General features: G+C 70.1%; 24 protein-coding genes. 12 read left to right on the forward strand and 12 right to left on the reverse strand.

Annotated features, from left to right (window positions below; translation table 11 throughout):
* Positions 1–61 precede the first annotated feature (61 nt).
* From Ade02nite_RS45160 to Ade02nite_RS45170, 3 genes are all read right to left on the reverse strand, one after another.
* Entirely contained in the window at positions 62–850 is a 789-nt protein-coding gene (locus tag Ade02nite_RS45160; protein ID WP_239169533.1) for an alpha/beta fold hydrolase, read from the reverse strand.
* Between the two features lie 44 nt (positions 851–894).
* A complete protein-coding gene (locus Ade02nite_RS45165) occupies positions 895–1458 on the reverse strand; it encodes a DJ-1/PfpI family protein (protein ID WP_097318975.1) in 564 nt (187 codons plus the stop codon).
* A gap of 88 nt (positions 1459–1546) precedes the next feature.
* A complete protein-coding gene (locus Ade02nite_RS45170; protein WP_239169524.1) occupies positions 1547–2281 on the reverse strand; it encodes a GntR family transcriptional regulator in 735 nt (244 codons plus the stop codon).
* A 283-nt stretch (positions 2282–2564) separates the two neighbouring features.
* Here Ade02nite_RS45170 and Ade02nite_RS45175 point away from each other — a divergent pair, with 283 nt between their 5' ends.
* Genes Ade02nite_RS45175 through Ade02nite_RS45205 form a run of 7 tightly spaced genes read left to right on the forward strand, consistent with a single transcriptional unit; the run spans position 2565 to position 10574 of the window.
* Entirely contained in the window at positions 2565–3968 is a 1404-nt protein-coding gene (locus Ade02nite_RS45175) for a sugar ABC transporter substrate-binding protein (RefSeq protein ID WP_203777601.1), read from the forward strand.
* Entirely contained in the window at positions 3965–4915 is a 951-nt protein-coding gene (locus tag Ade02nite_RS45180; RefSeq protein ID WP_203777602.1) for a carbohydrate ABC transporter permease, read from the forward strand. Before Ade02nite_RS45175 ends, Ade02nite_RS45180 begins: the two co-directional genes overlap by 4 nt.
* Complete coding sequence (locus Ade02nite_RS45185; protein WP_239169525.1) at positions 4915–5748, forward strand: carbohydrate ABC transporter permease; 834 nt, start codon at positions 4915–4917, stop codon at positions 5746–5748. Before Ade02nite_RS45180 ends, Ade02nite_RS45185 begins: the two co-directional genes overlap by 1 nt.
* The gene (locus Ade02nite_RS45190) at positions 5748–6815 is read left to right on the forward strand and encodes an ABC transporter ATP-binding protein (RefSeq protein WP_203777603.1); all 1068 of its coding nucleotides are present in this window, start codon (positions 5748–5750) and stop codon (positions 6813–6815) included. The genes Ade02nite_RS45185 and Ade02nite_RS45190 overlap by 1 nt, the downstream gene beginning before the upstream one ends.
* Positions 6815–7894, forward strand: coding sequence for an ABC transporter ATP-binding protein (locus Ade02nite_RS45195; protein WP_203777604.1), 1080 nt, complete (start codon positions 6815–6817; stop codon positions 7892–7894). Before Ade02nite_RS45190 ends, Ade02nite_RS45195 begins: the two co-directional genes overlap by 1 nt.
* Positions 7891–9339: an NAD-dependent succinate-semialdehyde dehydrogenase gene (locus tag Ade02nite_RS45200; RefSeq protein WP_203777605.1), complete on the forward strand. Its 1449-nt coding sequence runs from the start codon at positions 7891–7893 to the stop codon at positions 9337–9339. Before Ade02nite_RS45195 ends, Ade02nite_RS45200 begins: the two co-directional genes overlap by 4 nt.
* Positions 9340–9353: 14 nt before the next feature.
* Positions 9354–10574: an iron-containing alcohol dehydrogenase gene (locus Ade02nite_RS45205; RefSeq protein ID WP_203777606.1), complete on the forward strand. Its 1221-nt coding sequence runs from the start codon at positions 9354–9356 to the stop codon at positions 10572–10574.
* Here the strand turns inward: Ade02nite_RS45205 and Ade02nite_RS45210 are convergent.
* The gene (locus tag Ade02nite_RS45210; protein ID WP_203777607.1) at positions 10568–11320 is read right to left on the reverse strand and encodes a DUF4142 domain-containing protein; all 753 of its coding nucleotides are present in this window, start codon (positions 11318–11320) and stop codon (positions 10568–10570) included. The genes Ade02nite_RS45205 and Ade02nite_RS45210 overlap by 7 nt on opposite strands.
* Positions 11321–11985: 665 nt before the next feature.
* Here Ade02nite_RS45210 and Ade02nite_RS45215 point away from each other — a divergent pair.
* Positions 11986–12897, forward strand: coding sequence for a LysR family transcriptional regulator (locus Ade02nite_RS45215; RefSeq protein WP_203777608.1), 912 nt, complete (start codon positions 11986–11988; stop codon positions 12895–12897).
* A gap of 4 nt (positions 12898–12901) precedes the next feature.
* On the opposite strand, the gene arfA is transcribed toward Ade02nite_RS45215, so the two are convergent.
* From arfA to Ade02nite_RS45235, 4 genes are read right to left on the reverse strand one after another with little or no spacing between them, the layout of a single operon-like run.
* Positions 12902–14401 carry an arabinosylfuranosidase ArfA gene (gene arfA, locus Ade02nite_RS45220; protein WP_203777609.1) on the reverse strand — a complete coding sequence of 500 codons (1500 nt, stop codon included), beginning with the start codon at positions 14399–14401 and terminating at the stop codon, positions 12902–12904.
* A gap of 13 nt (positions 14402–14414) precedes the next feature.
* Positions 14415–15281: a carbohydrate ABC transporter permease gene (locus Ade02nite_RS45225; protein WP_239169526.1), complete on the reverse strand. Its 867-nt coding sequence runs from the start codon at positions 15279–15281 to the stop codon at positions 14415–14417.
* 2 nt (positions 15282–15283) lie between these two features.
* Positions 15284–16222, reverse strand: coding sequence for a carbohydrate ABC transporter permease (locus tag Ade02nite_RS45230; protein ID WP_239169527.1), 939 nt, complete (start codon positions 16220–16222; stop codon positions 15284–15286).
* Between the two features lie 17 nt (positions 16223–16239).
* Positions 16240–17595, reverse strand: a complete 1356-nt coding sequence (locus Ade02nite_RS45235) for an extracellular solute-binding protein (protein WP_203777610.1) — start codon at positions 17593–17595, stop codon at positions 16240–16242.
* 295 nt (positions 17596–17890) lie between these two features.
* Here Ade02nite_RS45235 and Ade02nite_RS45240 point away from each other — a divergent pair, with 295 nt between their 5' ends.
* A complete protein-coding gene (locus Ade02nite_RS45240; RefSeq protein WP_275410000.1) occupies positions 17891–18688 on the forward strand; it encodes a helix-turn-helix domain-containing protein in 798 nt (265 codons plus the stop codon).
* 3 nt (positions 18689–18691) lie between these two features.
* On the opposite strand, the gene Ade02nite_RS45245 is transcribed toward Ade02nite_RS45240, so the two are convergent.
* A complete protein-coding gene (locus tag Ade02nite_RS45245) occupies positions 18692–18898 on the reverse strand; it encodes a DUF397 domain-containing protein (RefSeq protein WP_203777612.1) in 207 nt (68 codons plus the stop codon).
* A gap of 297 nt (positions 18899–19195) precedes the next feature.
* On the opposite strand from Ade02nite_RS45245, the gene Ade02nite_RS45250 reads away from it, so the two are divergent.
* Positions 19196–20152: a GGDEF domain-containing protein gene (locus tag Ade02nite_RS45250; RefSeq protein WP_203777613.1), complete on the forward strand. Its 957-nt coding sequence runs from the start codon at positions 19196–19198 to the stop codon at positions 20150–20152.
* Positions 20153–20159: 7 nt separating this feature from the next.
* Here the strand turns inward: Ade02nite_RS45250 and Ade02nite_RS45255 are convergent, their stop codons facing one another.
* Positions 20160–21086, reverse strand: a complete 927-nt coding sequence (locus Ade02nite_RS45255; protein WP_203777614.1) for an NADP-dependent oxidoreductase — start codon at positions 21084–21086, stop codon at positions 20160–20162.
* A 154-nt stretch (positions 21087–21240) separates the two neighbouring features.
* Between Ade02nite_RS45255 and Ade02nite_RS45260 the strand changes: the two genes are divergently transcribed.
* On the forward strand, positions 21241–22389 hold the full coding sequence (locus Ade02nite_RS45260) for an endo-1,4-beta-xylanase (RefSeq protein ID WP_203777615.1): 1149 nt from the start codon (positions 21241–21243) through the stop codon (positions 22387–22389).
* A 59-nt stretch (positions 22390–22448) separates the two neighbouring features.
* Here Ade02nite_RS45260 and Ade02nite_RS45265 read toward each other — a convergent pair whose 3' ends face one another.
* Together Ade02nite_RS45265 and Ade02nite_RS45270 are read right to left on the reverse strand one after the other, a co-directional pair.
* Positions 22449–22859, reverse strand: a complete 411-nt coding sequence (locus tag Ade02nite_RS45265) for a TIM-barrel domain-containing protein (RefSeq protein ID WP_203777616.1) — start codon at positions 22857–22859, stop codon at positions 22449–22451.
* Between the two features lie 19 nt (positions 22860–22878).
* The gene (locus tag Ade02nite_RS45270; RefSeq protein WP_203777617.1) at positions 22879–23283 is read right to left on the reverse strand and encodes a tyrosinase family oxidase copper chaperone; all 405 of its coding nucleotides are present in this window, start codon (positions 23281–23283) and stop codon (positions 22879–22881) included.
* Positions 23284–23625: 342 nt separating this feature from the next.
* Here Ade02nite_RS45270 and Ade02nite_RS45275 point away from each other — a divergent pair, with 342 nt between their 5' ends.
* Positions 23626–24072, forward strand: coding sequence for a tyrosinase family oxidase copper chaperone (locus Ade02nite_RS45275; RefSeq protein ID WP_203777618.1), 447 nt, complete (start codon positions 23626–23628; stop codon positions 24070–24072).
* Positions 24073–24115: the final 43 nt, after the last annotated feature.

Raw genomic sequence — 24115 nt, forward strand, 5'->3', positions numbered from 1 at the left:
CGCGACCTCCGGGTTGGTGAAGCCGTCCCGATTCCCGATCGCCTGGGAAACCGTGCCGGCCTCATGTATCGGTGGTCTCAGCGGCCTCGTCCCGGCGCAGGAAGCACGACAGGAGTTGCCTGAACTCGTGGGGGTGCTCGATCGCCGGCACGTGCCCACATCGGCCGAGCACGTGCAGGCGGACGTCGGCCAGGTGGCCGAGCAACGGCAGGGCCGCCGTCCCGAGCGGGGTGATCCGGTCGTCGGCGCCGTGCACGAGGAGCACCGGCGCGCGGATCGTGGCCAGCGCCGCCGCCGACAGGGTGAGGTCGCCGGCCCACCGCGCCCGGGGCGGGGGAAACAGCGAGGCGAAGGCGGCCGCCCCGGCTCGCATGGCGGCGGCACGGGCGTCGACGGCCGCATCGGTGACGAGCGCCTGGTCCAGAACGAGGCGACTCAGCATGTCCCGTGCCCCGGGCCGGCCGGCGGGTGCGGCCCAGACCGCGTCGAGCTCGGGCGAGAGCGGGGCGCCGGGGGCGCCCATGGTCGAGACCGCCACGACACGGGTGACCTGCTGGGGGCGCGCGGCCGCCAGCGCCAGCGCCACGGCGCCGCCCATGGAGTGGCCCACCACGGCGTAGCGCTCGGCGCCGAGGGCGTCCATCAGGCCCGCGGCCTGCGCCGTCCACAGCTGGAGCCCACCCCTGGAGCCCGGCGGCAGCGGCGTACGGCCGAACCCCGCCTGGTCGGGGGCCACCAGGCGCCAGGACGAGCCGAGCGCCTGCGCCGTCGTCCCCCAGGCTCCGGAGCCTGTCGTGCCGGGTCCGGAGCCGTGCAGCATCAGCACCGCGGGGCCGGTGCCGGTTTCCATGACATGCACCGGGGATCCGTCGACGGCGACGGTCCGCAGTGGTGTCACCGGGAGTCGACGGACTTCGCGAACAGCTCCATCATCGCGCGGCCGAACTGCGGCATGTCGGGCCAGCCCCGGCAGGAGACGAGGTTGCCGTCGACGACGTCGGGAGCGTCGATGACCGTCGCGCCCGCGTTTTCCATGTCACCGGTGATGGGCGGGAAGCACGCCGTCTTCCGGCCTTTCAGCAGCCCGTAGACCGCCGGCACCTGCGCGCCGTGGCACACCAGCGCGATGGGGAGGTTACGCGCGAAGAAGTGCTCGGTGATGCGCCGGACGTCGGCGTCGACCCGGATCCACTCGGGGGCGCGTCCCCCGGGGATGATGAGGGCGTCGTAGCGCTCGACGTCGACCTCGGCCCAGGGCACGTCGACCGGCAGCTTGCGGCCGTTCTTCTCCACGTACGCGTCGGAGTTGGGGTCGAACTCGTGGATGACCAGCTGCACGTCGCGCATCGTCCGGGACGAGACGTCGACGTCCCAGCCGCCCTCCTGCACGCGGTAGTAGGGGTACATCGTGTCGAGCTCCTCGGCGGCGTCGCCGGTCAGGAGCAGCGCTCTGGGCACCTGATTCTCCTCGCATCTGATGACGGGTGAGTTAAATCCGATCCGATCCGATCCGATGGAGTCAATATTCCCCGGCCCAGCCCGGCCGTCAAGCCTCCAGCGAGGACGCCTCGACCTCGTCGAACAGCCGCCGGAAGCGCTCGCCGGACCGCAGGATGTGCCGGCGCATCGCGTACGCGGCGGCGTCGGGGTCACGCGCGGCGATCGCGGCCACCACCTGCTCGTGCTCGGCCATGGCCAAGTGGGTGACCTGGCGGTCGTGGTGCAGCCGGAAGAGGTGCACGTGGCTGTGCAGCCGAGCGAGCGCCTCCCGGATGACCTCGTTCTCCGCGCTCAGGGCGACGAGATCGTGAAAAGCGGCGTCACGCAGCCCGAAGGCGCCATAGGCCAGGGGTCCGCGGCCGCCCTCCAGCTCCGCCATCTCCACCAGCATGCGCCGCAGGCCGGCCACCTGCTCCGGGGAGGCGCGCTCGGCGGATCGGCGCGCCGCCGCCGGCTCGAGGAGGAGGCGCACCTCCAGCATGTCCTCGAAGCGGTGACGGGTGATCTGGGGCGGGATGCGATAGCCGGCGTGCGGCACCCGCACGACCAGGCCCTCGGCCTCCATGCGGTTGAGGGCGTCCCGGATCGGCGTCTGCGAGACGCCCAGCTCTCGCGCCAGGACGTCGATCGTGACGCGGGAGCCGGGCTCGATCCGTAGCGACATCAGCTGTCCGAGCAGCGTGTCGTACACCTCGTCGGCCAGCCGGCCGCCGGATCTCGCGTGCGGCATCGCGTCCGTCATGGCTCTGCGTCCCCGCGCGATCGTCGCTTCGTCGTCCATCGTGACGAGAGGTCCTTTCTTGCGCCTTGACGAACCTGTTGACATCAGTCACAACGCTGCGACATGCTGACGCCCTCGCCGGATCGTATAGGAAAAGCGGCGGATGATCGCCATCCAGCACCGTCGCGGAACCTACCCCAAGCATTGTCGGCCTCCCGCCCGGTCCGTGGGCCGGCCGCCGCGACATAGCCCGGTAACACCCCCTTGAACTACCCAGCACCGATCACTCGGCGAAGCGCGTAGCGAGGTTCTAGAAGCCCCACTTCCGAAAGCAGGCAGGAATATGCGGCATCCACAGCGAATAGGACGACTGACGGCGGCCCTGCTGCTGATGGCCACGACCGTGGCGGCGTGCGGCGGCGACAAGGACGACGACCCGACGGCGAGCGCCCCCAAGGCGCCCGCGACCATCCCGGAGCTCACCACGGACCCGCTGACCCTCAGCTTCATCTGGTTCGAGTGGCCGCCCGCCCAAGCGCTGGAAGCCTTCGCGAACAAGGAGTACAAGAAGGTACGGCCGAACGCGACCATCAAGGTCAACACCGTGCCGAACGCCAACTGGCACGACGCGATGTTCACCCAGTTCGCCGCGCGCAAGACCGACTTCGACGTCGCGATCCTGGACTCGCAGCACATCGGCGAGGCCGTGACGAACGGCAACATCCTCGATCTCACCGACTTCGTCAAGAACAACATCGACGTCAACGCCTACAACCCGTACCTGCTGGCCGCCTACGGCCAGTTCCCGCAGGCGGAGACCGGTCAGCGCGACGAGAACGCCAGCCTGTACGGGCTGCCGCTGCTGGGCGACACCTGGACGATGATCTATCGCAAGGACCTGATCGGCGACAAGCCACCGCAGACCTGGGACGAGATGATCTCGGCGGCCGAGAAGTGCCAGGCGGACAACCCGGGCGTCAGCGGGCTGGCCTTCCACCAGGCCAACGGCTCCGACGCCGCGGCCGTCACCTACAACACGGTCAACGGCGTCTACGGCGGCAACCTCTGGGACGCCCCGAACCGCAAGATCGAGGGCGTCCTCAACGACGCGGCCGGCCAGGAGGCGATGGAGGTCCTGGTCAACAGGATGAAGCCGCTGACCGCCAAGGGCTCCGGCAACTGGTTCATCGACGAGGTGAACGCGGCGGTCGCGCAGGGCAAGGCCTGCATCGCGTTCAACTGGATCGCCGCGAGCGGCGGCCTGCTCGACCCGAAGCAGTCGACGCTGGGCACGACGCGGGAGCAGATCCTCGGCAAGCTGGGCTTCGCCACCCTGCCGAAGCAGAAGACGGACCTGGTGCCTCTCGGCGGCATGGGGATGCACGTGTCGGCCTACTCCCCCGCGGCGAACCAGGCCGAGGCCCTGAACTTCATGAAGTGGTTCGAGCAGGCCGACATCCAGAAGAAGTGGGCCGCGGCCGGTGGCGTGCCGTCACGCACGGACGCTCTGGCTTCGCCCGAGTTCCTCGACGCCGGGCCGTTCAACAAGGTGTACGCCGACTCGGTGCCCCGGATGCGGGACATGTGGAACGTGCCCGAGTACGCGCGCCTCGTCGACATCGAGAACACCAACGTGAACGCGGCCCTCAACGGCGCGAAGAGCCCGAAGGCCGCTCTCGACGACATCGCGAAACAGCAGCAGGACGTGCTCGACTCCAGCGGCCGCAAGGGTGGCGGCGGACTGTGAGCGACCGCGTCTCGCTGACGACCGACCGTCCGGGGCGGGCGGCAACGCCGAAGCCGCCCGCCCCGGTTCGGTCCCGCCGGCTGACCGACCGGCGGCTCGCCGTGGCCTTCATCGCCCCCGCGCTGCTGCTGTTGCTCGGCATGTCGGTGTTCCCGTTGCTGTGGGCGCTGTACCTGTCGTTCACCGACTACTCGGCCACCCGTGGCGGGCCCGCCAATTTCGTCGGGTTCGGCAACTACACCGCCATCCTGACCTCGGCGCAGGTCCACCTGAGGGCCGTGACGACGTTGGTCTACGTGGTCGGCGCGGTGACCCTGCAGACCGTGCTCGGTTTCACCATCGCCTACCTGATCTCCCGGCGCACGCGCGGGCGAGGGCTGCTGACCACGCTCTTCCTGGTTCCGATGATGTTGTCGCCGGTCGTGGTCGGGCTGTTCTGGCGGTTCATGCTCGACGCGCAGTTCGGCGTGGTCAACAGCATGCTCGGCTCGCTCGGCCTGGGTCAGGTCGAATGGCTGACCCGGCAGCGCACGGCGCTGATCTCGCTGATCGTTGTCGACACCTGGCAGTGGACGCCGTTCATCATGCTCATCGCGCTGGCCGGCCTCACCGCGGTCCCCAAGTACCTGTACGAGGCCGCCTCGATCGACCGGGCGTCCGAGTGGTTCCGGTTCCGCACCATCACCCTTCCGCTGGTGTGGCCGCTGCTGCTGATCGCCGTGTTGTTCCGGGCCATCGAGGCGTTCCGGTTGTTCGACCTCGTCTACATCCTCACCAGCGGAGGCCCGGGGGTCTCCACCGAGACGTTGTCGTTCCACGTCTACAAGGTCGCGTTCCTGGGCTTCAACACCGGGACCGCCTCGGCGTACGGGATCCTCATGGTCCTCGTCGTCATCGTCCTCACGCAGCTCTACCTGCGCTACCTGAACAAGCTCAAGGAGGACTGATGAGATTCTCCGTACGGGGCCGCGCTGTGCTGGAGGTCGCGCTGCTGAGCGTGCTGGCCGTCGTCATGTTGTTCCCGGTGCTGTGGATGATCGAGACGTCCCTCAAGGAGAACCGGGACGTCTACGCCGTCCCGGCGAAGCTCTTCAACTTCGACGTCACCCTGGACCATTACCGGGACGTCTTCGTCTCCTCCGGCTTGTCCGTTGCGTTCCTCAACTCCGTCATCGTCGCCGGGGCCTCCACGGTGCTGGCCACCGTGCTGGGGGTGCCGGCGGCCTGGGCCTACTCACGCTTCGCCGTCAAGGCCAAGAAGGACCAGCTGTTCTTCATCCTGTCCACACGCTTCATGCCGCCCGTGGTGGTCGTGATCCCGATCTTCCTCATGTACCGCTACATCGGGCTCATCGACAGCGCGCTCGGCCTGATCCTCATCTACACCGCGTTCAACGTCCCGTTCACGATCTGGATGATGAAGGGGTTCGTCGACGAGGTGCCCGCGGAGTACGAGGACGCCGCCATGCTCGACGGCTACACGCGGTTGCAGGCGTTCCGGAAGTTCACCCTTCCCCTGCTCGTGCCCGGCATCGCCGCGACGGCGGTCTTCGCGCTCATCTTCTCGTGGAACGAGTTCGTCTTCGCCATCTTCCTCACCTCCAGCGACGAGGTGCGGACGGCCCCACCGGCGATCGCCGGCCTCATCGGCGGCACCACAGTGGACTGGGGCCTGGTGGCCGCCTCCTCGGTGGTGTTCGCCCTGCCGGTGCTCATCTTCGCCTACCTGGTGCGCAAGCACCTCGTCGCCGGTGTGACGCTCGGGGCGGTGCGCCGCTGATGGCCGGCATCGAGGTGACCGCCCTGCACAAGCGCTACCCGGACGGGACCGTCGCCGTCGAGCACGTGGACCTGTCCATCCGCGACGGCGAGCTGTTCGTGATGCTGGGCCCGTCGGGGTGCGGCAAGACGACCACGCTGCGGGCCATAGCCGGCCTGGAGAGGCAGACGACGGGCGACATCCGCATCGGCGACACACTGGTCAACGACCTGCCGCCCGCCGAACGCGACATCGCCATGGTGTTCCAGTTCTACGCCCTCTACCCGCATCTGCGGACTCGCGACAACCTGGCGTTCCCCCTGCGGGCCGAGGGACTGCCCAAGGCGGAGGTGCGGGCGCGGGTGGACGAGGCCGCCCGGCTGATGCGGCTCGGCCCGCTGCTGGATCGGCGGCCGCGCCAGCTGTCCGGCGGGGAGCAGCAGCGGGTCGCGCTCGCTCGCGCCCTGGTGCGGCGACCGCGCGCCTTCCTCATGGACGAGCCGCTCACCAACCTGGACGCCGAGCTGAGGGCCGAGATGCGTACGGAGATCAACCACCTGCAAGGGGAACTGGGCACGACGATGGTCTACGTCACCCACGACCAGGTCGAGGCGATGTCGCTCGGTCACCGCATCGCCATCCTCAACAAGGGCCGCGTCGAGCAGATCGGCACGCCGCTGGAGGTCTACGACCGGCCGGCGAGCCTGTTCTGCGCCGCCTTCATCGGCTCCCCGCCGATGAACCTGATCGAGGTGGAGGTGGCCGACGGCAAGCTGCGTGGTCAGGGCGGCCTGGGCCTTACGCCGCCGCCGGGCCTGCCGCGCGACCGTGGCCTGATCGCGGGCGTCCGGCCGGAGGCGCTGGAGGTCACGGATCCCGGGGCGCACCGTTCGGTGCCGGCCCGCGTGGTCTCGGCGGAGTGGCTGGGCGACGAGATCATCTACGTGGTCGACCACGGCGGCCGGCACGACGTACGGGTGCGGATGCCCTCGACCGTCCGGTTCGCCGCTGACGCCAACGTCGGGCTGCGGCACACCGGCGGGGCCCCGGCGGTCTACGACATGAGCACCGAGGAGCTGGTGGCCTGATGGGAACCGTGGCAGCGCACGGCCTGCGCAAGTCCTTCGGCAAGGTGCAGGCCCTGGACGGAGTGACGCTGGACGTTCCGGACGGCTCGTTCTTCGTCGTGCTCGGTCCCTCCGGGGCGGGCAAGACGACGACCCTGCGAGCGATCGCCGGCCTCGAGCAGCTGGACGCCGGGTCGGTGCATCTGGACGGCCGGGACGCGACCGGTGACACCCCGGCCGAACGCGACCTGGCCATGGTCTTCCAGAGCTACGCCCTCTATCCGCGGCGCACGGCGTACGAGAACATCGCCTCGCCGCTGCGGGCGCGCCGCCGCTCGCCGGGCGAGATCGCCGCCGCCGTCGACCGGGTGGCGAGCCTGCTGCACATCGAACGCCTGCTGCAACGTCGTCCCGCGCAGCTGTCGGGCGGTGAGATGCAACGTGTCGCCCTGGCCCGGGCGCTGGTCCGCAGCCCGCGCGCGTTCCTCATGGACGAGCCGCTGACCAACCTCGACCTCAAGCTCCGCGTCGAGATGCGCACCGAGCTCACCCGCATCCACCGCAGCCTCGGGGCGACCTTCGTCTACGTGACCAACGACCAGGTCGAGGCGCTGTCCATGGCCGACCGGGTGGCGGTCCTCAAGGAGGGCAAGGTGCAACAGATCGGAACGCCGGCCGAGGTGTACGAGCGTCCCGCCAACCAGTGGGTCGCCGGGTTCGTCGGCAGCCCGCCGATCAGCCTGCTCCCCTGCCAGGCCCAGGGAGATCACCTGGTCGGCGCGGAGGGATGGACGCTGCCACGGCCCCGCTGGGCCACGGCCGAGGACGGTCGCGCGCTGGTGCTGGGCCTGCGCGCGGAGGACCTGTCCGTCGAGCGGCGTGGCGACGCGTCGTTGCCGGGCGAGCTCTACGGTCTGGAGCCGCTCGGCGACCGGACCGTGGTCGACGTCCGGGTGGGCACGGAGATCCTCAAGGTCAAGGCGAGACCCACAGTCACCGGTTCACCGGGCGAGCGTCTGCGGGTCACGGTCGACCTGGACCGCGCGCACCTGTTCGACGCGGGCACCGGGCTGTCGCTGGCCAAGGCGGGGACGCGATGAACGCCCTTCCCTCCGAGCACCGGCGGCTCCGGATCGGCGACGCCTGGCGGGATGCCACGAGCGGAGCCACCTTCGCCGTCGAGGACCCGGCGACCGGCAAGACCATCGCCGAGGTGGCGGACGCCGGCGTCGACGACGGGCTGGCCGCGCTGGACGCGGCGGCCAAGGCCCAGGCGCAATGGGCGGCGACCCCGCCGCGGAGACGGTCGGAGGTGCTGACCGCGACGTACCGGGCCCTGACCGAGCGATCCGAGGAGATCGCCCGGCTGATCACGCTCGAGATGGGAAAGCCGCTCGCCGAGGCTCGGGCCGAGGTGGCGTACGGCGCCGAGTTCTTCCGCTGGTTCGCCGAGGAGGCGGTGCGCGTCGAGGGGCGCTACAGCACCGCTCCGCACGGCGGATACCGCATCCTCACCGTGCCCAAGCCGGTCGGGCCGTGCGTCTTCGTGACGCCCTGGAACTTCCCGTTGGCCATGGGCGCCCGCAAGATCGCCCCCGCGCTGGCGGCGGGCTGCACGACGATCACCAAGCCGGCCGCCCTGACGCCGCTCACCATGCTGCTGCTGGCCCGCATCATGGAGGAGGCCGGCGTTCCGCCGGGCGTCGTCAACGTGGTGACCACCCGGCGTGCCGGCGAGGTGGTCTCGGCGCTGCTGGCCGACGGCCGTACCCGCAAGCTCTCGTTCACCGGGTCGACCGAGGTCGGGCGCGTGCTGCTGCGACAGGCGGCGGACAAGGTGCTGCGCACCTCGATGGAGCTGGGCGGCAACGCGGCGCTGATCGTGTGTGCCGACGCCGACCTGGACGTCGCGGTGGAGGGCGCCATGGTGGCGAAGATGCGCAACATCGGGGAGTCCTGCATCGCGGCCAACCGGATCTACGTCGAGGAGCCGGTACGGGAGGAGTTCACCGCGCGCTTCGCCGCCCGGATGGGCGCGCTGTCGATGGGCCACGGTCTCGACGACGGAGTGAACGTCGGGGCGCTGATCGACGAGGACGCGGTCGAGCGGATCGACGAGCTCGTCGCCGACGCGGTCGAGCGCGGCGCCCGGGTCCTGGTCGGCGGCGAGCGGCCGGACGGGCCGGGCCACTTCTACCCGCCCACGGTCCTGGTCGACGTGCCCGAGAAGGCGCGGATGCTGAAGGCGGAGATCTTCGGCCCGGTGGCCCCGATCCTGCCGTTCACGTCCGACGACGAGGTGATGGCCAGGGCCAACGACACCGAGTACGGCCTGGTCGGGTACGTCTTCACTCGTGACCTCCAGCGGGCGCTGCGGTTCACCGAGGGGCTCGACACGGGGATGCTAGGCGTCAACCGGGGCCTGATCTCGGACCCGTCGGCTCCGTTCGGAGGCGTCAAGCAGTCCGGGATCGGCAAGGAGGGGTCGCACGAGGGCATCCTCGAGTACCTCGAGCTCACGTACGCCGCGATCGACCTACCGTGACCGGAGGGACTGACATGCTCGAGACCGTCCGCGGACCACGCCAGCTGATCGTGGGCGAAGGAGTCGCGCAGAACATTCCCCGGGTGGTGGCCGAGTACGGCTCGCGAGTGCTCATCGTGACCGACCGGGTTCTGCTGGGGCAGCCGGCGGTGGCCGAGATCGTGGCCGCCGTACGGGACAAGGTCGAGGTCGCCGAGGTCTTCTCCGACGCGACGCCCGACGTGCCGCTCACCGACGTCGCCCTGGCCGTCGCCGCCGCCGCCGAGGTGGACGCCGACGTCCTCCTCGCCGTCGGGGGCGGCACGGTGATCGACCTCGCCAAGATGGTCGGCGTCATCCGGCGCCACGGGGGGACGCCGCGCGACTACTACGGCGAGTCCAAGGTGCCGGGCCCGACGATCCCTCTCGTCGCGGTCCCGACCACCTCCGGCACCGGCTCCGAGCTCACACCCGTGTCGGTGCTGACCGACCCGGACCGGGAGCTGAAGGTGGGGGTCTCCAGCGTCCACATCGTGCCCGACTTCGCCATCGTCGACCCCGTGCTCACGTACACCTGCCCGGCGACCGTCACCGCCCACTCCGGCATCGACGCGTTCTGCCACGCGGTGGAGAGCTACACCGCGCGGCCCCGGGCCCACGGACCGCGCGACCCGGTCGAGCAGGTCTTCCTCGGCCGCAACCCGATCACCGACCACTACGCGCTGCGAGCCGCGGAACGGATCGCCCGCAGCTTGCGCCGTGCCGTCAAGGACCCGGGCGACACGGAGGCGCGCGCGGACATGTCGTACGGGTCCATGCTCGCCGGCCTCGCGTTCTCCCACGCGGGCAACGCGGCCCCGCACGCTCTCCAATACCCCATCGGCGCGGCCACGCACACGCCGCACGGCCTGGGCGTCGGGCTGCTCCTGCCCTACGCCCTGGACGCGGCCAAGGACGCCATCAGCGACCGGTTGGCCATCCTGGCCAGGGTGTGCGGGCTCGACGTGACCGGCGCCTCGGACGCCGAGGCCGCCGACATGTTCCTCGCCTGGCTCGGCGAGCTCCTCGCCGACATCGGCATCCCGCGCACCCTGGCCGACATCGGCGTGGCACGCGCCGACCTGCCACGCTTCGCGAAGATGGCCAACGGCGTCACCCGCTTGATCCAGAACCATCCGGGCCCGGCCGACACCGCCAGCTTGACCGCGATCCTCGAGGCGGCCTGGACCGGAAAGGCCCTGCACCAGCATCAATAGTGGTACCGGCGGCGACGCGGCCGCCGTCGCGCCGACGTGGTACGCCAGGTGAAGAACGCTGCGGCCGCCAAGGCCGCGGCGAAGACCCCGATCACGAGTCCTTGGCTCGTGCCGCCGGACCGGGGCGCACCGGCCGTGGACAGAGCGGCCGGCGCGACCGCGGCCGTGGTGGCCGGAGCGGGCGCCGGCGCCGTGGGCAGCGCCTGGAAGTCGACGATGCCGCTCGACTCCAGCAGCGTCATGTGCGTGGCGACGAACTGGTTCGCCTGTTGCGCGAGCTTGCGGACGGTGTCGTTGCGGGTGCTGCTGCGAATCGTCGCGATCGCCGGGAAGATCTTGCCGTGGGCGGCGCGCAGCCGGTCGATGTAGATCCGGTCGAAGTCCTCGCCCTCGGCGTCGCGCATCTCACCGAGCCAGCCCTGCTGCTCGGCGTTCGGCTTGTCGGGCACCCTGATGCCGAGTTTCCTGGCGGCGGCCCGGTCCAGCCGGTCGAGGACGACATGCTGGTCGGCGATGCTCTTGCCGATCTGCCGGATCTTGGCATTGCGTGACTTCTCCTGCGCCATCTGGCCCGCCGGGATCTCCCACAGCCCGGCCAGCCGAACCTTGACGACCAGATCCCGGTCGGCATCGGTGATCTCACCGTCATTGGTGTCGGTGATGAGCTCGCCCGGTGGCACCGGCACGCCGGGCTCCGCCCGGGCCGGTGACCGCAGCGGATCGAGCAGAACCATGACCAGCGCCATGAGCACCGGACCCCACAAGTGACGCCGCCACCGCACGAGAACCTCCCGACACATCGACACCTTGGCAGGCAGTACGTGCGGCGCCGGCCTACGGATCACTTCTCGACCGCCGCCTTGACTGTGTTCCGAGGACACGGTCTGCACTGATTCCGCCGCTCAGTGGCGTGGAACCGAATGCAGCCGTCGCGGTGAACGTGCGCTGGGATCTGCTCGCCACCACACCATGGGGGTCATCCTCGGTGGGCTGCCCGCGGAACTCGCCCGGCCGCCGGTCACCATGCTGCGCCTCACGCGGCATCCCGACGGCCTGGCCACCCAGGTCCGCAACCTCGGCCAGTGGCGGGCCCACGGTCTTTGGATCGCCCCGCGACGTCACACTCGACGAGATAGCGATCGAGACGTTCTTTTCGGCCGATGCCGCCACTCGTGAGATCCTCCGGAACCTGGCGGACCGCACGCCCCCCGGCAACCGCACGGCCCTCGCCGGCCAGGCCGCGCATGATCGCTGAGCTTCGCGGCAGGAGTTCGATTAACATCTAAGCAATCGCGGCGAAGCGCGCTGTTAACGTTCACAGGACCGGCGAGAGGCCAGAGCGGTGACACGGCTAGACGATCCGAGCGGTGGCCCTCAACGGCCCGTCGCGGCACACGGCGGCAGTCCCCGCATGGAGTTGCGGCAACTGCGCTACTTCGTCACCCTGGCCGAGGAACTGCATTTCGGCCGCGCCGCCGCCCGCGAGCACATCGTGCAGTCGGCGCTGAGTCACCAGGTGCAGCGCCTCGAACGCACGCTGGGCGTCGTGCTCGTCGTGCGGAGCACCCGGCACATCGAGCTGACCGAGGCGGGCACCCGGTTCCTGGCCGAGGCGCGGCAGATCCTCTCCCGGGTCGAACGCGCGACGGCCGTGGCGCTCGGCGCCGCGAACACCGGCCCGGTGCTGCGGATCGGCGTCCTGGACGAGGGTTACGAGGCCGTGCGCCCGGTGCTGCACCAGTTCTTCGCGCGGCACCCCGACGTGGAGGTCCACCTCGTGCACGCCGGCGTGCCCGAGCAGTGCCGGAGCCTGCTCGACGGGCGTCTCGACGTCGGCATCGGGCGGGCCTCGGCCGTCCCGCCCGAGATCACGACCGAGCTGTTCCGGCTCGACCCGCTCGGGGTTCTGGTGGCCGACGGCCACCGGCTGGCCGGGCGCGCGGCCGTGCCGGTGTCGCTTCTGGCCGACGAGCCGCTGCTGATGCCCGATGAGAGGCAGGCGCCCGAGTCGCTACGGTTCCTGACTGAGCTGTGCCGTTCCGCGGGCTTCTTCCCCAACCGGTTCCGCGGCAGTGTGCAGGGCCTGCGGGCGGGCGCCGACCTCGTGGCACGGGGCTGCTGCTCGATGGTGGTGCCGGAATCGGCGGTCCCGGCGGGCGAGCTCCGGTGGCGTCCGCTGGTGCAGCCGACGCCGCGCTATCCCTGGTCGCTGCTGTGGCGGGCGCACGAGGTGCCGGACGAGGTCAGGATGCTCGTCGCGACCGCACGCAGTCTGAGCCGGCGGGAGAGCTGGAGAGCCGGCGACGTGGGCCTGGCCAGCTGAGGCATCAGAGGGTCAGGCGGACCATGTTCCAGGACAACGGCGGCAGCACCACCGTCAGGCGGCCCCCGTCGACCTTCGCGTCGCCGAGCCGGCGCGGTGTGACCCGCTCCGGGTTGTGCTGGTCGTTGACCGCGTCCGGGTCCGCGTCGGCGACGGTGATGTGCTCGCCGGCGACCAGCCGCGGCAGCGATCGCAGGTCGATGTCGACCGCCATCTCCTCGCCCTGGTCGCGGTTGACCGCGAACACCACCAGCCCGCCGTCGTCCCGGAGCACGGCCACCGCGTCGAGCAGCGCGACCTCGCCGTATGCGGACGTCTCGTGTGCCGGTGACCGTGCCTCCACCCGCAGGACCGTGCCGCGCCCGTAGCGCGAGGTGAGGGCGTACGGGTGATAGATGGTCTGCCGCCAGGCCGGTCCGCCCGGCGCCGTCATGATCGGCGCGATGACGTTCACCAACTGGGCCTGACAGCCGATCCTGACCCGGTCGGCGTGCCGCAGAAGGCTGATCAGCAGATTGCCGGCGACGACGGCGTCGGTGACCGAGTAGACGTCCTCCAGCAGCGGCGGCGCCTCGGCGATCGGCAGGTTCTTCTCGCCGGGGAAACGGCTCTGATACCAGACGTTCCACTCGTCGAACGCGATGGTGAGCCGCTTGGTGTGCCGCCCGACCGCTCGGACATGGTCGGCCGTGGCCACGATGGCGTCGATGAACCGGTCCATGTCGACCGCGGCGGCCAGGAAGCTGTCCCGGTCGTCGCCGTGCTGCTGGTAGTAGCTGTGCATCGAGATGTGGTCGACCGTGTCGTAGGCCTCGGTCAGCGCGATCCGTTCCCAGGTGCCGAAGGTCGGCATCCGGCTGTGGGAGCTGCCGGAGATCACGAGCTCGACGCCGGGGTCGACGAGCCGCATGGCCTTGCCCGCCTCGGCCGCGAGCCGCCCGTACTCCAGGGCGGTCTTGTGGCCGATCTGCCAGGGTCCATCCATCTCGTTGCCGAGGCACCACACCTTGATCCCGTACGGCTCGGCGGCCCCGTTGGCCCGGCGCCGGTCCGACCAGGCCGTGCCGGAGGGGTGGTTGCAGTACTCCACGAGGGCCCGCGCCTCGTCGATGCCGCGGGTGCCCAGGTTGACCGCCATCATCGTCTCGGCGTTGACCGTGGCCGCCCACCGCTGGAACTCGTCGAGGCCGACGCGGTTGGTCTCGATCGACCGCCAGGCGAGGTCGATACGTGCCGGCCGGTCGTGGACGGGGCCGATGCCGTCCTCCCAGTTGTACGCCGAGACGAAGTTGCCGCCCGGATAGCGGATGATCGGCACGCCGAGGCCCCGGACCAGCTCGGCCACGTCCCGCCGGAAGCCGTTCTCGTCCGCCGACGGATGGCCCGGTTCGAAGATGCCCTGGTAGACGCAGCGGCCGAGGTGCTCCACGAACGAGCCGTACAGCCGGGGGTCCACCGCGCCGATCCGGAAGGCGGGGTCGACGATGAGCGAAGCGGAACGCACGACGGAGCTCCCTTCAGCCCTTGAGACCGGTGCCGGCGATGCCCTCGACGATGTTGCGCTGGAACAGCAGGAAGACCGCGACCAGGGGGATCGCGCCGAGCACGGCGGAGGCCATGGTGTCGGCGTACCGGATGCCGAACGCGCCCTGCACGGTCGCGAGCCCGACCGGCACGGTCATCAGGTCGGGGTTGGTCAGCACCAGCAGCGGCCAGAGCAGGTCGTTCCACGAGGTCACGAAGGTGAAGATGGCGACCGCGGCCACCGCGGGACGGGCGAGCGGCATCACCACCTGGCGGTAGATGCGGAACCAGCCGGCCCCGTCGATCCGGGCCGCCTCCTCCAGGTCGCGCGGCAGCCCGTCGAAGAACTGCTTGAAGATGAAGATGGCGATCGCGGTGGGGATCTGCGGCAGGCTGACCGCCCAGTACGTGTTGAGCAGTCCCAGCGCGTCCATCTCCCGGAACTGCGGCACGATCAGCACCTGGCCGGGGATCATGATGCCGGCCAGGATGATCCAGAAGACCAGGTTGCGATAGCGGAACCGCAACCGGGACAGGGCGAACGCGGCGAGGCTGGCGGTGATGACCGTGCCCACGGCCGTCATCGTCGCCGTGATCAGGCTGGCGCCGAACCAGTTGAGGATCGCGGTGTCGTCCAGCACCCGCTGGAACGCGGCGAAGGTCGGGTTGTCGATGAGCCAGGTCGTGCGGGTCGTCTCGGCGTTCGGCTTGAGGGCCGTGTCGACCGCCCAGGCGAGCGGGACGAGCCACAGCAGGGCAAAGGCGATCAGCACCCCGAAGCAGATGCGGTTGAACAGCCTGTGCCGCTGTTCGATCTTCTCCTGGGTGACGCCGGCGCCGCCCATGGTGGTGAGCGCCACGATCAGACCTCCTTCTCCTGGCGCCGGACCAGCGAGAACCACACCGCCGACACGGCGAGCACGACGAGGAAGAACAGCATGGAGATGGCGGCCGCGTAGCCGAGCCGGAAGTTGGTGAAGCCCTGGTCGTAGACGTACTGCAGGATCGAGCGGGTGGCGAAGTTCGGGCCGCCGGAGGTCATCAGGTACATCTGGTCGAAGACCTTCAGCGACGCGATCACCTGAAGCACCGCCACCAGGGTCGTGGTGCGGCCGAGCATCGGAATCGTGATCCGCCGGATCTGTTGCCACGGGCTCGCACCGTCGATGGCCGACGCCTCGTAGAGCTCGCGCGGGATCTCCTGGAGCCCGGCCAGGTAGAGGATGAAGTTGAAGCCGAGCGTCCACCAGACGGTGGTCAGCGCGAGCGACGGCATCGCCCAGTTCGGGTCGCCGAGCCAGGCGGGCGACGTGATGCCGATCTTGGCCAGCGCCGCCTCGATCAGGCCCAGCTCCGGGGTGTACATGAAGATCCAGATCAGCGCGACGACGGCGGACGGCAGGATGAACGGCGCGAAGAACGCCAGCCGGAAGAACCAGCGGCCGCGATTGACCCGGTCGGCGAGCAGTGCGAGGACGAACGCCAGCACGATCAGCGGCGGCGTGGTCAGGATCGTGAACCACACCGTGTGCCACAGCGACGACCAGAAGTCGGGATCCTGCAACGCCTCCGCGTAGTTGCCGAAGCCGGCGAAGCTGCCGAGGCCGGAACGCACGAGGCTGGCGTCGAAGAAGCTCATGACCAGGCCGTAGACGGCCGGGCCGATGATGAAGGCCAGGTACAGCACGGCGAAGGGCAGCAGGAAGCCGATCGCCGGGCGACCGTGGCTCGGCCGCGCGGGCGCGGGACTGCCCGGCACCTCGGCCGGCCGGGCGCGGGGGGTGACGGTCTCGATGGACACCAGCGACCTCCGGTCGATCAGATCGGTGACGGGGTGCGGGCCAGGCCGCTGAGGGTGGAGCGCACCTGCCGCACCGCGGCGGCCGGCGCCACCTGGCCGTTCATGACACCGCCGACAGCGGAGCCCATGACGATCTCGAAGTTGGAGCCGGAGCCGGAATACCAGCCCTCCGCGTCGTAGGCGGCGGCTTCCGCGGCGGAGGCGTAGTTCGACTGCGGCTTCATCTCCCGGTATCCGGCGCTCTCCAGGAACGGCTGCCAGCTGGGCACGTGACCGCCCTCGGCCCAGGTCCTGCTCTGGTCCAGCATCGAGGCGACGAAGCCGAGCGCCCGGTCCACCCGCTCCGGGCTGTCGTCGGGGTGCCGGGGCAGCACGAAGGTGTGCGAGTCGGCCTGAACGGCGTACGGGCCCTCGCGGAAGAGGTGCGGCAGGAGCGTCATGGAGAAGGGCGTCTTCGCGGTCTGGAACGTCGAGATCTCCCATTCGCCCTGGAAGTAGAAGCCCGCCTGGCCCTCGGCGAACATCGCGATCGAGCCTTGGTAGTCGGCGGCCGCCGGGAAGAGGCCGTCCGCGGTCAGGCCGCGCAGGAAGGTCAGCACCTCGGTCGCCTTCGCGTCGTCGATGACGACCTCGCGGCCCTGGTCGGCTATGACCTGCCCGCCGAGCTGGGAGTAGAACGACTGGAAGATCCGCCACGGGGTGGCGGTCTCGCTGATGAACGCGACCACGCCGCCGTAGGCGCCGGTGACCTCCTTCGCCCGGCGCATGGCGTCGATGAAGGCCTCGGGGCTGTCCAGCGGGGCGAGGGCGCCACTGTCGTCGAGCAGGCCGGCCTTCTCGCAGACGTCGGTGTTGTAGAACATCACGAACGGATGGGTGTCCAGCGGGATGCTGAAGACGCGACCGTCCACCAGCCCGGCCTCCCAGGTGCGCGGGGTGAAGCGGTCGGCGCCGAGGCCGTGCCGGGCCAGCAGGGCCGGATCGAGCTCCTGGAGCAGATCGGCCTCGACCAGGTTCTTCATCCGGGTCAGATGCGAGACCGCCACGTCCGGCGGCTTGTCGCCGATCGTGGCCAGGGACAGCTTGGTGTAATACGGGTTGCCCCAGGCGAGCGTCACCGCGCTCAACTCCACCTGCGGGTTGGCGCGCTGGTACGTCTCGAGCATCTGCTGCATCCGCACGCCGTCGCCGCCGCCGAAAAGGTTCCAGAACTCCACGGAGCCGGCCGTCTCGCGGGAGGCGGTCAGCCCGCTGAGGACCTCCGTCGAGCAGCCGGACAGCGCCGCCGCGGCGCCGGCTCCGGCGGCGGCCGCGAGGCCACGCAGCAGCCCACGGCGGCTGAGTCCGGTGTGCGGTGTGTCGGGCACCTGCATGGCATGTCCCTCCTGGAGGGCACCCTGCCGGCGCGACACTCGCGCCGGGCAGAGAGGCTTCGGCGGGCGCATCCGAGCCTCGCGCCGGCCCCGGCCGCCGGTCAACATCCCGGCTTTCGCAAGAACAGATCCGTCCGATCCGGAATGCGAAAAGTCCGTGGCCACGGCGAGGATTCGGGGCGCAACGACGAGTTGCCTGTTGACAACGCCGCGCGGCCGGTACGGTGGTGGGCATCACCGTCCACAGGGGTTGGCAAAGCGGAGGTAAGGCGTGCCGGTCACAGGCCAACGCGTCGTGCGGCGGGCATTGGGGCGGCGATTGACGCGGCTGCGCACGGCGTCCGGCATGAGCCGGCGGGACGTGGTGGAAGCGCGGCTGGGCATCTCGGAGCCGACGCTGCACCGCATCGAGACGGGCAAGGTGCCGGTCACCGGGGCCAACGTACGCGCGCTCTGCTGGCTCTACGGTGCGGACCAGAGCATCACCGACGCCCTTGCCGACCTCGCGCTGGGCACGTCACAGCAGGAGTGGTGGGACGCCAGCCCGGTGATTCCCGAGTGGTTCAAGCTGTACGTCGGGCTGGAGGCGTCCGCGTCCCGCATGTTCGGCTACGACGGCGAGGTCGTTCCCGGTGAGCTGCAGACCCCGGAGTACGCGCGAGCCGTCTTCGGCGCCGAGCAGCCGGCCGACTCCGAGATCGCCGAGCGCCACATCAACCTGCGCCTGCAGCGGCAGAGGACGCTCTTCGCCCGCAACCCGCCGATCCGCCTCGTGACGGTGCTCGGCGAGGGGGCGTTGACCCGGCCGGTCGGCGGCGAGCAGGTGATGAAAGGGCAGATCGAGCACCTGCGGCGGCTGTCCGCACAGGACACGGTCGACATCCGGGTGCTGCCGTTCGCTGTCGGAGCGCACGCGGCGATGGCCGGCGCCTTCCGGATCCTGGAGTTCGACGACCCGGACGACCCCGACGTGGTCTACCTCGAATCCCACGTCGGCGCGCTCTACCTGGAGGAGCAGGTCGAGGTCGACGAGTACCGGCGCGTCTTCGATCTCATCACCAAGGACTCCATACCGGTCGGAGAGTTCCGGTGACGACTAGTCGGTGAGGAGCCGGTCGAACTCGCCGCGCTTGGCGCCGAACAGGAACGAGTCCCACTCGTCGGTCGTGAAGACCACGGTGCCCGCCTCGCGTGCCTTACTGTTGCGGACCTCGATGAGGCCGTCCTGGCGGCGGGCCTCGACGCAACTGCCGCCGTTGCCCGTCGACCTGCTGGAAATAATCCAGCCGGTTTCGCTGCTCATCAGTGCCCCCCGCCTGGAGTTGATTACCGTAAGTGACCGAAGCGCCACGGACCCGGCATCGGCCTGACGTGCAAAATCAGCACTTACGCCTCTGCACGACTCTTTCACCACGAAAGTGGCGGCACTTAGAGTAGCCGAAAACAGGTTCGGATGCATCCTGTCAGCGTGATACCCGTCTTCGTGAAATCTTGCACGGGCCCCGGCCGACTGTCATGATTCCACTGTGGCGCGTGGCGATCCCCTCGCCGTCAACTCGACAGCTCCAGCTGATCCGCCGCAGTTTTGAGAGGACGGCCGATGCGGATCCTCGCTCCTGCTGCCGCCGACACGGGCGGCGTACCGTCAGGCAACGCTCAGCCGCGCACCGGGCCCGACGTCGCCCGCCTCCAAGCCCGCATCGATCAGCTCGCGGCACACGTCCAGCAGTTGGAGCAGGAGCGCGCCTCACTGCGCTGGATGGCCGGCCACGACGAGCTCACCGGGCTCGCCAACCGCCGCCTCTTCCACGCGCTCGCCCCGGAGCTGCTGCGCGGCGACGATTGCTCGCCGGCCGTCGTGATCCTCGACCTCAACGGCTTCAAGCCGATAAACGATACGTACGGGCACGACGCCGGCGACGAGGTGCTCCGCGTGGTCGCCCGGCGCATGGCCGCCTGCCTCGGCGACCATCTGGTGGCCCGGCTCGGCGGTGACGAGTTCGCCGCCCTGCCGCGCGCCCCGCACGCCGACGTCCCGGAGACGTGGTGGCACGAGGTGGCCGGCTTGCTGAGCGCCGCGATCGCGCCCCCGATGGAGGTACGGGGGCACACCCTGTCCGTCACCGCCTCGATCGGCATCGTCCCGGCCGGGCGCTCCGCCGACCTTCTCGACCTGCTGCGCCGCGCGGACCGGGCGATGTTCAGCGCCAAGCGACACGCGAAAGCCACCGGCAGGACCGGCATCACCTGGGTCGTGTCCACCGAGAGCGGCGACCACACCGAGACGTACGGACCGGCCGCCACCCCCGCGCCCCCGCCGGGCCCTGCCGCCGCGGAGCCCGCCGTGGCGTGCCGGCCGGGCGACCCGGTGTGGGTGCACCGAAGTGGCGCCCGGCGTGCGGGAGTGGTCGAGAGTGCCTGCGAATGGGCGGCCCTGGTCCGCTACCGATGCCCGAACGGCGCCGGCACGATGGTCGACACGATCCCCACGAACTGTCTCACGATCCGAGCCGAAGCCGATCCGTACCTGGACCAGGGCTCCTCCGCCTACCGGTGATCGCGCGTCAGCCCACCGTCAGCACGAGCTTTCCGCGCAGGCCGCCGGCCAACACCCGCCGGTGGGCGTCGGCCGCCTCGGTCAACGGCATCGTGGCCGCTACCCGCGTGCGCAGACGCCCCGCCGCCACCTGCCCCACCAAGTCGGCCAACAGCTCGCGCTCGAGCCGGATGAGTTGCAGCTCCTGGCGCACACCGCGGGCCGGCACGATGGCCGGCGTGGGCCGGGTCACGACCACGATTCCCCGGTCCTCGACGGCAGCGGCGGCCGCCTCGCCGAGGGGGATCGCGTCGAACACCGCGGCCACCGGGCCCACCGTGGACAGATCGGCGGAACGGGGGACGACCTCGTGCGCGCCGAGCTCGTGCACCCATTGCTCATCGGAGTGGCTGGCCTGCGCCAGGACGCGGTAGCCGCGCTGCACGGCGAGCTGGGTGACGAAGCCACCGACACCGCCGCTCGCCCCGGTGACCAGAATGCTGCTGCCGGCCGGAAGCATCGCCAGCGACACCAGTGACAGCCCCTGGTGTGCGGTCTGGGCGTTGAGCGGCACGGTGGCAGCGGACACGAAGTCGAGCTGGTCCGGCAACCGCACCAACCAGTCCGTGTCGGCGGCCACGAGCTCGGCGTAGCCGCCCGGCACACCCCGCGTCGTGTACCACGGAATCATCCCGACGACCCGATCGCCCACCGTGTAGTCCGCCGCGCCGGGGCCGACCGACACCACCTCGCCGGCGATGTCCCAGCCGGGCGAGAACGGCGGCACATCCGGTCCGCGAGGGATCTCTCCGGTGGTGGCGGCGACGTCCGCCGGGTGCACGCAGACCGCGCGGATCCGGACCACCACCTGGCCGGGCCCCGCCTCGGGCTCGGGCAGCTCAGTCACCTGCAAAACCTCAGGACCGCCGAGCGCGGCCGCGACGACTCCCAGCACGTGTCCACTCTAGACCGTCGAGGCCCGTTGGCACATCACGCTCCGTCGCGGAGCTCTTGACCGCTCGAAGAGACGACGCATAGATTCCAGTCATTACTTCCGGAAGGTTTCCGGAAGTTTCGGATCCTCATCGCTCTCGTCGCAAGGAGCTCCGATGCGTCCTCTTCGACTTGCCCTTTCCGTCGTCAGCGCCGCGGTGGTGCTGGGCGGACAGCTGACTCTGGCCGGCTCGGCCCCGGCAGGCGCCACGCCGTCGGCCGCGAAACCGTCGCCGCCTCCCACGTACCCAGCCGATTCGCTACGCGCGCTCGCCGCCCGGGTCGGCCTGCGCATCGGCACGGCCGTCAACCCGGACCTGCTCGGCACCAACGAGAAGTACACGCAGATCGCCGCGGAGCAGTTCTCCTCGATCACCCCGGAGAACGCGATGAAGTGGGCCGAGGTGGAGGCCGTCCGCGGGACCTACACGTGGGAGAAGGCCGACCAGGTCGTCGCCTTCGCCAAGAAGAACAAGCAGCTGGTACGCGGCCACACGCTCGTCTGGCACAACCAGCTGCCCGCGTGGCTGTCCTCCGACGGCACCACGACCACCCTGTCGAACGACGAGGTGAAGGCGGTCCTGAAGAAGCACATCTTCGACCAGGTGCGGCACTTCAAGGGCGACGTCTGGCAGTGGGACGTGGTCAACGAGGCGTTCGACGACAACGGCCAGCCCCGCCAGACGATCTGGTACAAGGCGTGGGGCGGCACCGGCTACATCGCCGACGCGTTCCGCTGGGCGCATCAGGCCGACCCCAAGGCCCTGCTGTTCTACAACGACTACAACCTCGAGTTCACCGGGGTGAAGAGCGACGCCGTGTACGCGATGGTGCGCTCGCTCCAGGCGCAGCGCGTGCCGATCCACGGCGTCGGGTTCCAGGGTCACCTCTCCACCCAGTACGGCTACCCCGACCTCACGAACAACCTCGAGCGCTTCGCCGCCCTGGGGCTGAAGGTCGCCCTCACCGAGGTGGACGTCCGCACGCAGACCAGGCCGGACGCGGTCAACGAGCCGGTGAACCCGCTCGCCCCGTACGCCCAGGAGAGCTACTGGTCCCGCACGCTCCAAGCGTGCCTGGCCCTGCGCGCCTGCATCTCGTTCACGCCGTGGGGCTTCGGCGACGCCTACTCGTGGGTGCCCGGCTGGTTCACCGACCCGCAGGAGGGCGCCGCTCTGATCTACGACGAGCAGCTGAACCCGAAGGGCCAGTACGAGGTGCTGCAGCAGGCTCTGGCGCTCGCCTCGGGCGCCCCGCGCCGCTGAGACACGACCGCTGCCGCCGGCGCGCATGCCGGCGGCAGCACCGTCGCCGAGTCCCCGCGTCAGGTGACTCGCCCGAACAGATGCGCCTGGCGATCGTCCCGGAGAAGGACGGGACCGAACATGTACGCGTCGGAGACCGACCATGCCGTTTCGTCGGCGGGGAACTCGTGGAACAGCGCGCGCATCACCGGCCGGCCGTTGCGGTGCGCGTCGCGCATCAGCTCACGCACGTACGGCGCGCCCGTGGGCAGCCGCGGTGATCCGTCGGCGGCGTGGACCGGCTCCGCGGGCATGCGGTCACCGTGCAGGCGCATGACCGGAGTGAACGCGCCGAACTGGAACCAGCGGATGAGCAGCTCCACGAAGGCCGGATCGTCGACGTCGCCGCCGGCGAAGCCGCCGATGTCGGTGGTGAACCACGGGATCCCGGCGATGCCCAGGTGCAGTCCGACGGCGATCTGCCGGCGCACCTACTCTGCCGCCGCCGCGTCACTTCGGCTTGGGGCCGATCGCGAACCTCGGGCAGTGGGCGACCCCATCGCGCGGGGGCGCCATGTCGAACGTGCCCAGCGCCCGTACCGACGCCCTGGTGATGGCGCGAAGGCCACGCTCCGGCTGGAACGCCTGGAGCGCACTGGTGTACTGCCCGGGGCCGGCCGCATACAGCACCAGCTGCATCCCGTCGATGTACGCACAGGCCGACCGGTCGTGACCCCAGCCCATGATGTGGTGCCCGCGGTAGACCTCGAAGAATCCGGTCCCGTACGCGGGGCTCGCCGCGGGCGGAGCCGGATCGCGCGGGGCGCCCGTGGGTGCCGCGCTGACCGAGCCGGCCATGCTCAGCACCGCGGCGGCGGCCAGGCCGGCGACGACCCGCCTGCTGCCACTTCGCATGCCCGCCCGTCGTTCCCTTCGATGCATTCTCGCCCCATCCAAGAATGTGAACGTCTGGCATTCAGGCGCCCGGTATCACCACGAATTCACTTTCGATCGTACGCTCGAACTGCCGTCGTAGCGGCGCGGCACACGGCGTTCCCCCGCTTTCTCACCGAATGCATCGACGCAGGTCACCCGAAAGATGAACGATGGCGCACTCGCCCCGGAAGGCGCGGTCGCACGCTTGGTGGACAGTGCTGTCAAACAGTCTGCGCCGTGGTTACATCAATGCGAGAACCTCGATCATTCGAATGGTGTCCCGCTGGTGCGGCGGAATTGCTCTGTGGATGGAGTAATCGTATGACAAAGACAAACCGTCGTGACGTCCTGCGCTACGGGGCAGCCGGAGCCGTGACAGCCGCGACCGCGGCGGTCGCCGCGCCCGGCCTCGCCGGCGCCGGCCCGCGCGGGGGCCTCGGCGAGGCCGCCCCGGCGGATCCGCGCGACTTCGACGAGACCTACAAGGGCAAGAAAATCAAGGGTAAGCACAACCGGCAGGGCCACGACGAGCTGCACATCAACAACAGGAAGCTCGCCGTCACCGTGGTGAGCACCTTGTTCATCCCCGAGGACGGGTCGCAGCCGCACGTCGGGGTGGGCTACATCAGCGCACTGAACCACTACGACCCGGTCGAGATCGACCAGGACAAGAACAAGGACGGGCTCAGGCGGTTGGCGAGGAAGGTCGTCGACATCCTGGGCGACCTGGAGCTCAGTGACGAGGCCGCTCAAGAGCACCGTCACTGACGTCTCCCCCACCGACCGCTCCCTCAAAGGAAAGGCAACTCCA

The sequence above is a fragment of the Paractinoplanes deccanensis genome (assembly GCF_016862115.1).
GTDB lineage: Bacteria > Actinomycetota > Actinomycetes > Mycobacteriales > Micromonosporaceae > Actinoplanes > Actinoplanes deccanensis.

Bases quoted from the DNA above. Each gene is read 5' to 3' on its own strand.
- Ade02nite_RS45215 (WP_203777608.1), top strand. From the start codon at position 11,986: ATGGAGTTGCGGCAACTGCGCTACTTCGTCACCCTGGCCGAGGAACTG.
- Ade02nite_RS45170 (WP_239169524.1), bottom strand. From the start codon at position 2,281: ATGGACGACGAAGCGACGATCGCGCGGGGACGCAGAGCCATGACGGAC.
- Ade02nite_RS45175 (WP_203777601.1), top strand. From the start codon at position 2,565: ATGCGGCATCCACAGCGAATAGGACGACTGACGGCGGCCCTGCTGCTG.
- Ade02nite_RS45200 (WP_203777605.1), top strand. From the start codon at position 7,891: ATGAACGCCCTTCCCTCCGAGCACCGGCGGCTCCGGATCGGCGACGCC.
- Ade02nite_RS45195 (WP_203777604.1), top strand. From the start codon at position 6,815: ATGGGAACCGTGGCAGCGCACGGCCTGCGCAAGTCCTTCGGCAAGGTG.
- Ade02nite_RS45270 (WP_203777617.1), bottom strand. From the start codon at position 23,283: ATGCGAAGTGGCAGCAGGCGGGTCGTCGCCGGCCTGGCCGCCGCCGCG.
- Ade02nite_RS45210 (WP_203777607.1), bottom strand. From the start codon at position 11,320: ATGGCGCTGGTCATGGTTCTGCTCGATCCGCTGCGGTCACCGGCCCGG.
- Ade02nite_RS45185 (WP_239169525.1), top strand. From the start codon at position 4,915: ATGAGATTCTCCGTACGGGGCCGCGCTGTGCTGGAGGTCGCGCTGCTG.
- Ade02nite_RS45250 (WP_203777613.1), top strand. From the start codon at position 19,196: ATGCGGATCCTCGCTCCTGCTGCCGCCGACACGGGCGGCGTACCGTCA.
- Ade02nite_RS45260 (WP_203777615.1), top strand. From the start codon at position 21,241: ATGCGTCCTCTTCGACTTGCCCTTTCCGTCGTCAGCGCCGCGGTGGTG.
- Ade02nite_RS45190 (WP_203777603.1), top strand. From the start codon at position 5,748: ATGGCCGGCATCGAGGTGACCGCCCTGCACAAGCGCTACCCGGACGGG.
- Ade02nite_RS45235 (WP_203777610.1), bottom strand. From the start codon at position 17,595: ATGCAGGTGCCCGACACACCGCACACCGGACTCAGCCGCCGTGGGCTG.
- Ade02nite_RS45245 (WP_203777612.1), bottom strand. From the start codon at position 18,898: ATGAGCAGCGAAACCGGCTGGATTATTTCCAGCAGGTCGACGGGCAAC.
- Ade02nite_RS45160 (WP_239169533.1), bottom strand. From the start codon at position 850: ATGGAAACCGGCACCGGCCCCGCGGTGCTGATGCTGCACGGCTCCGGA.
- Ade02nite_RS45275 (WP_203777618.1), top strand. From the start codon at position 23,626: ATGACAAAGACAAACCGTCGTGACGTCCTGCGCTACGGGGCAGCCGGA.
- Ade02nite_RS45205 (WP_203777606.1), top strand. From the start codon at position 9,354: ATGCTCGAGACCGTCCGCGGACCACGCCAGCTGATCGTGGGCGAAGGA.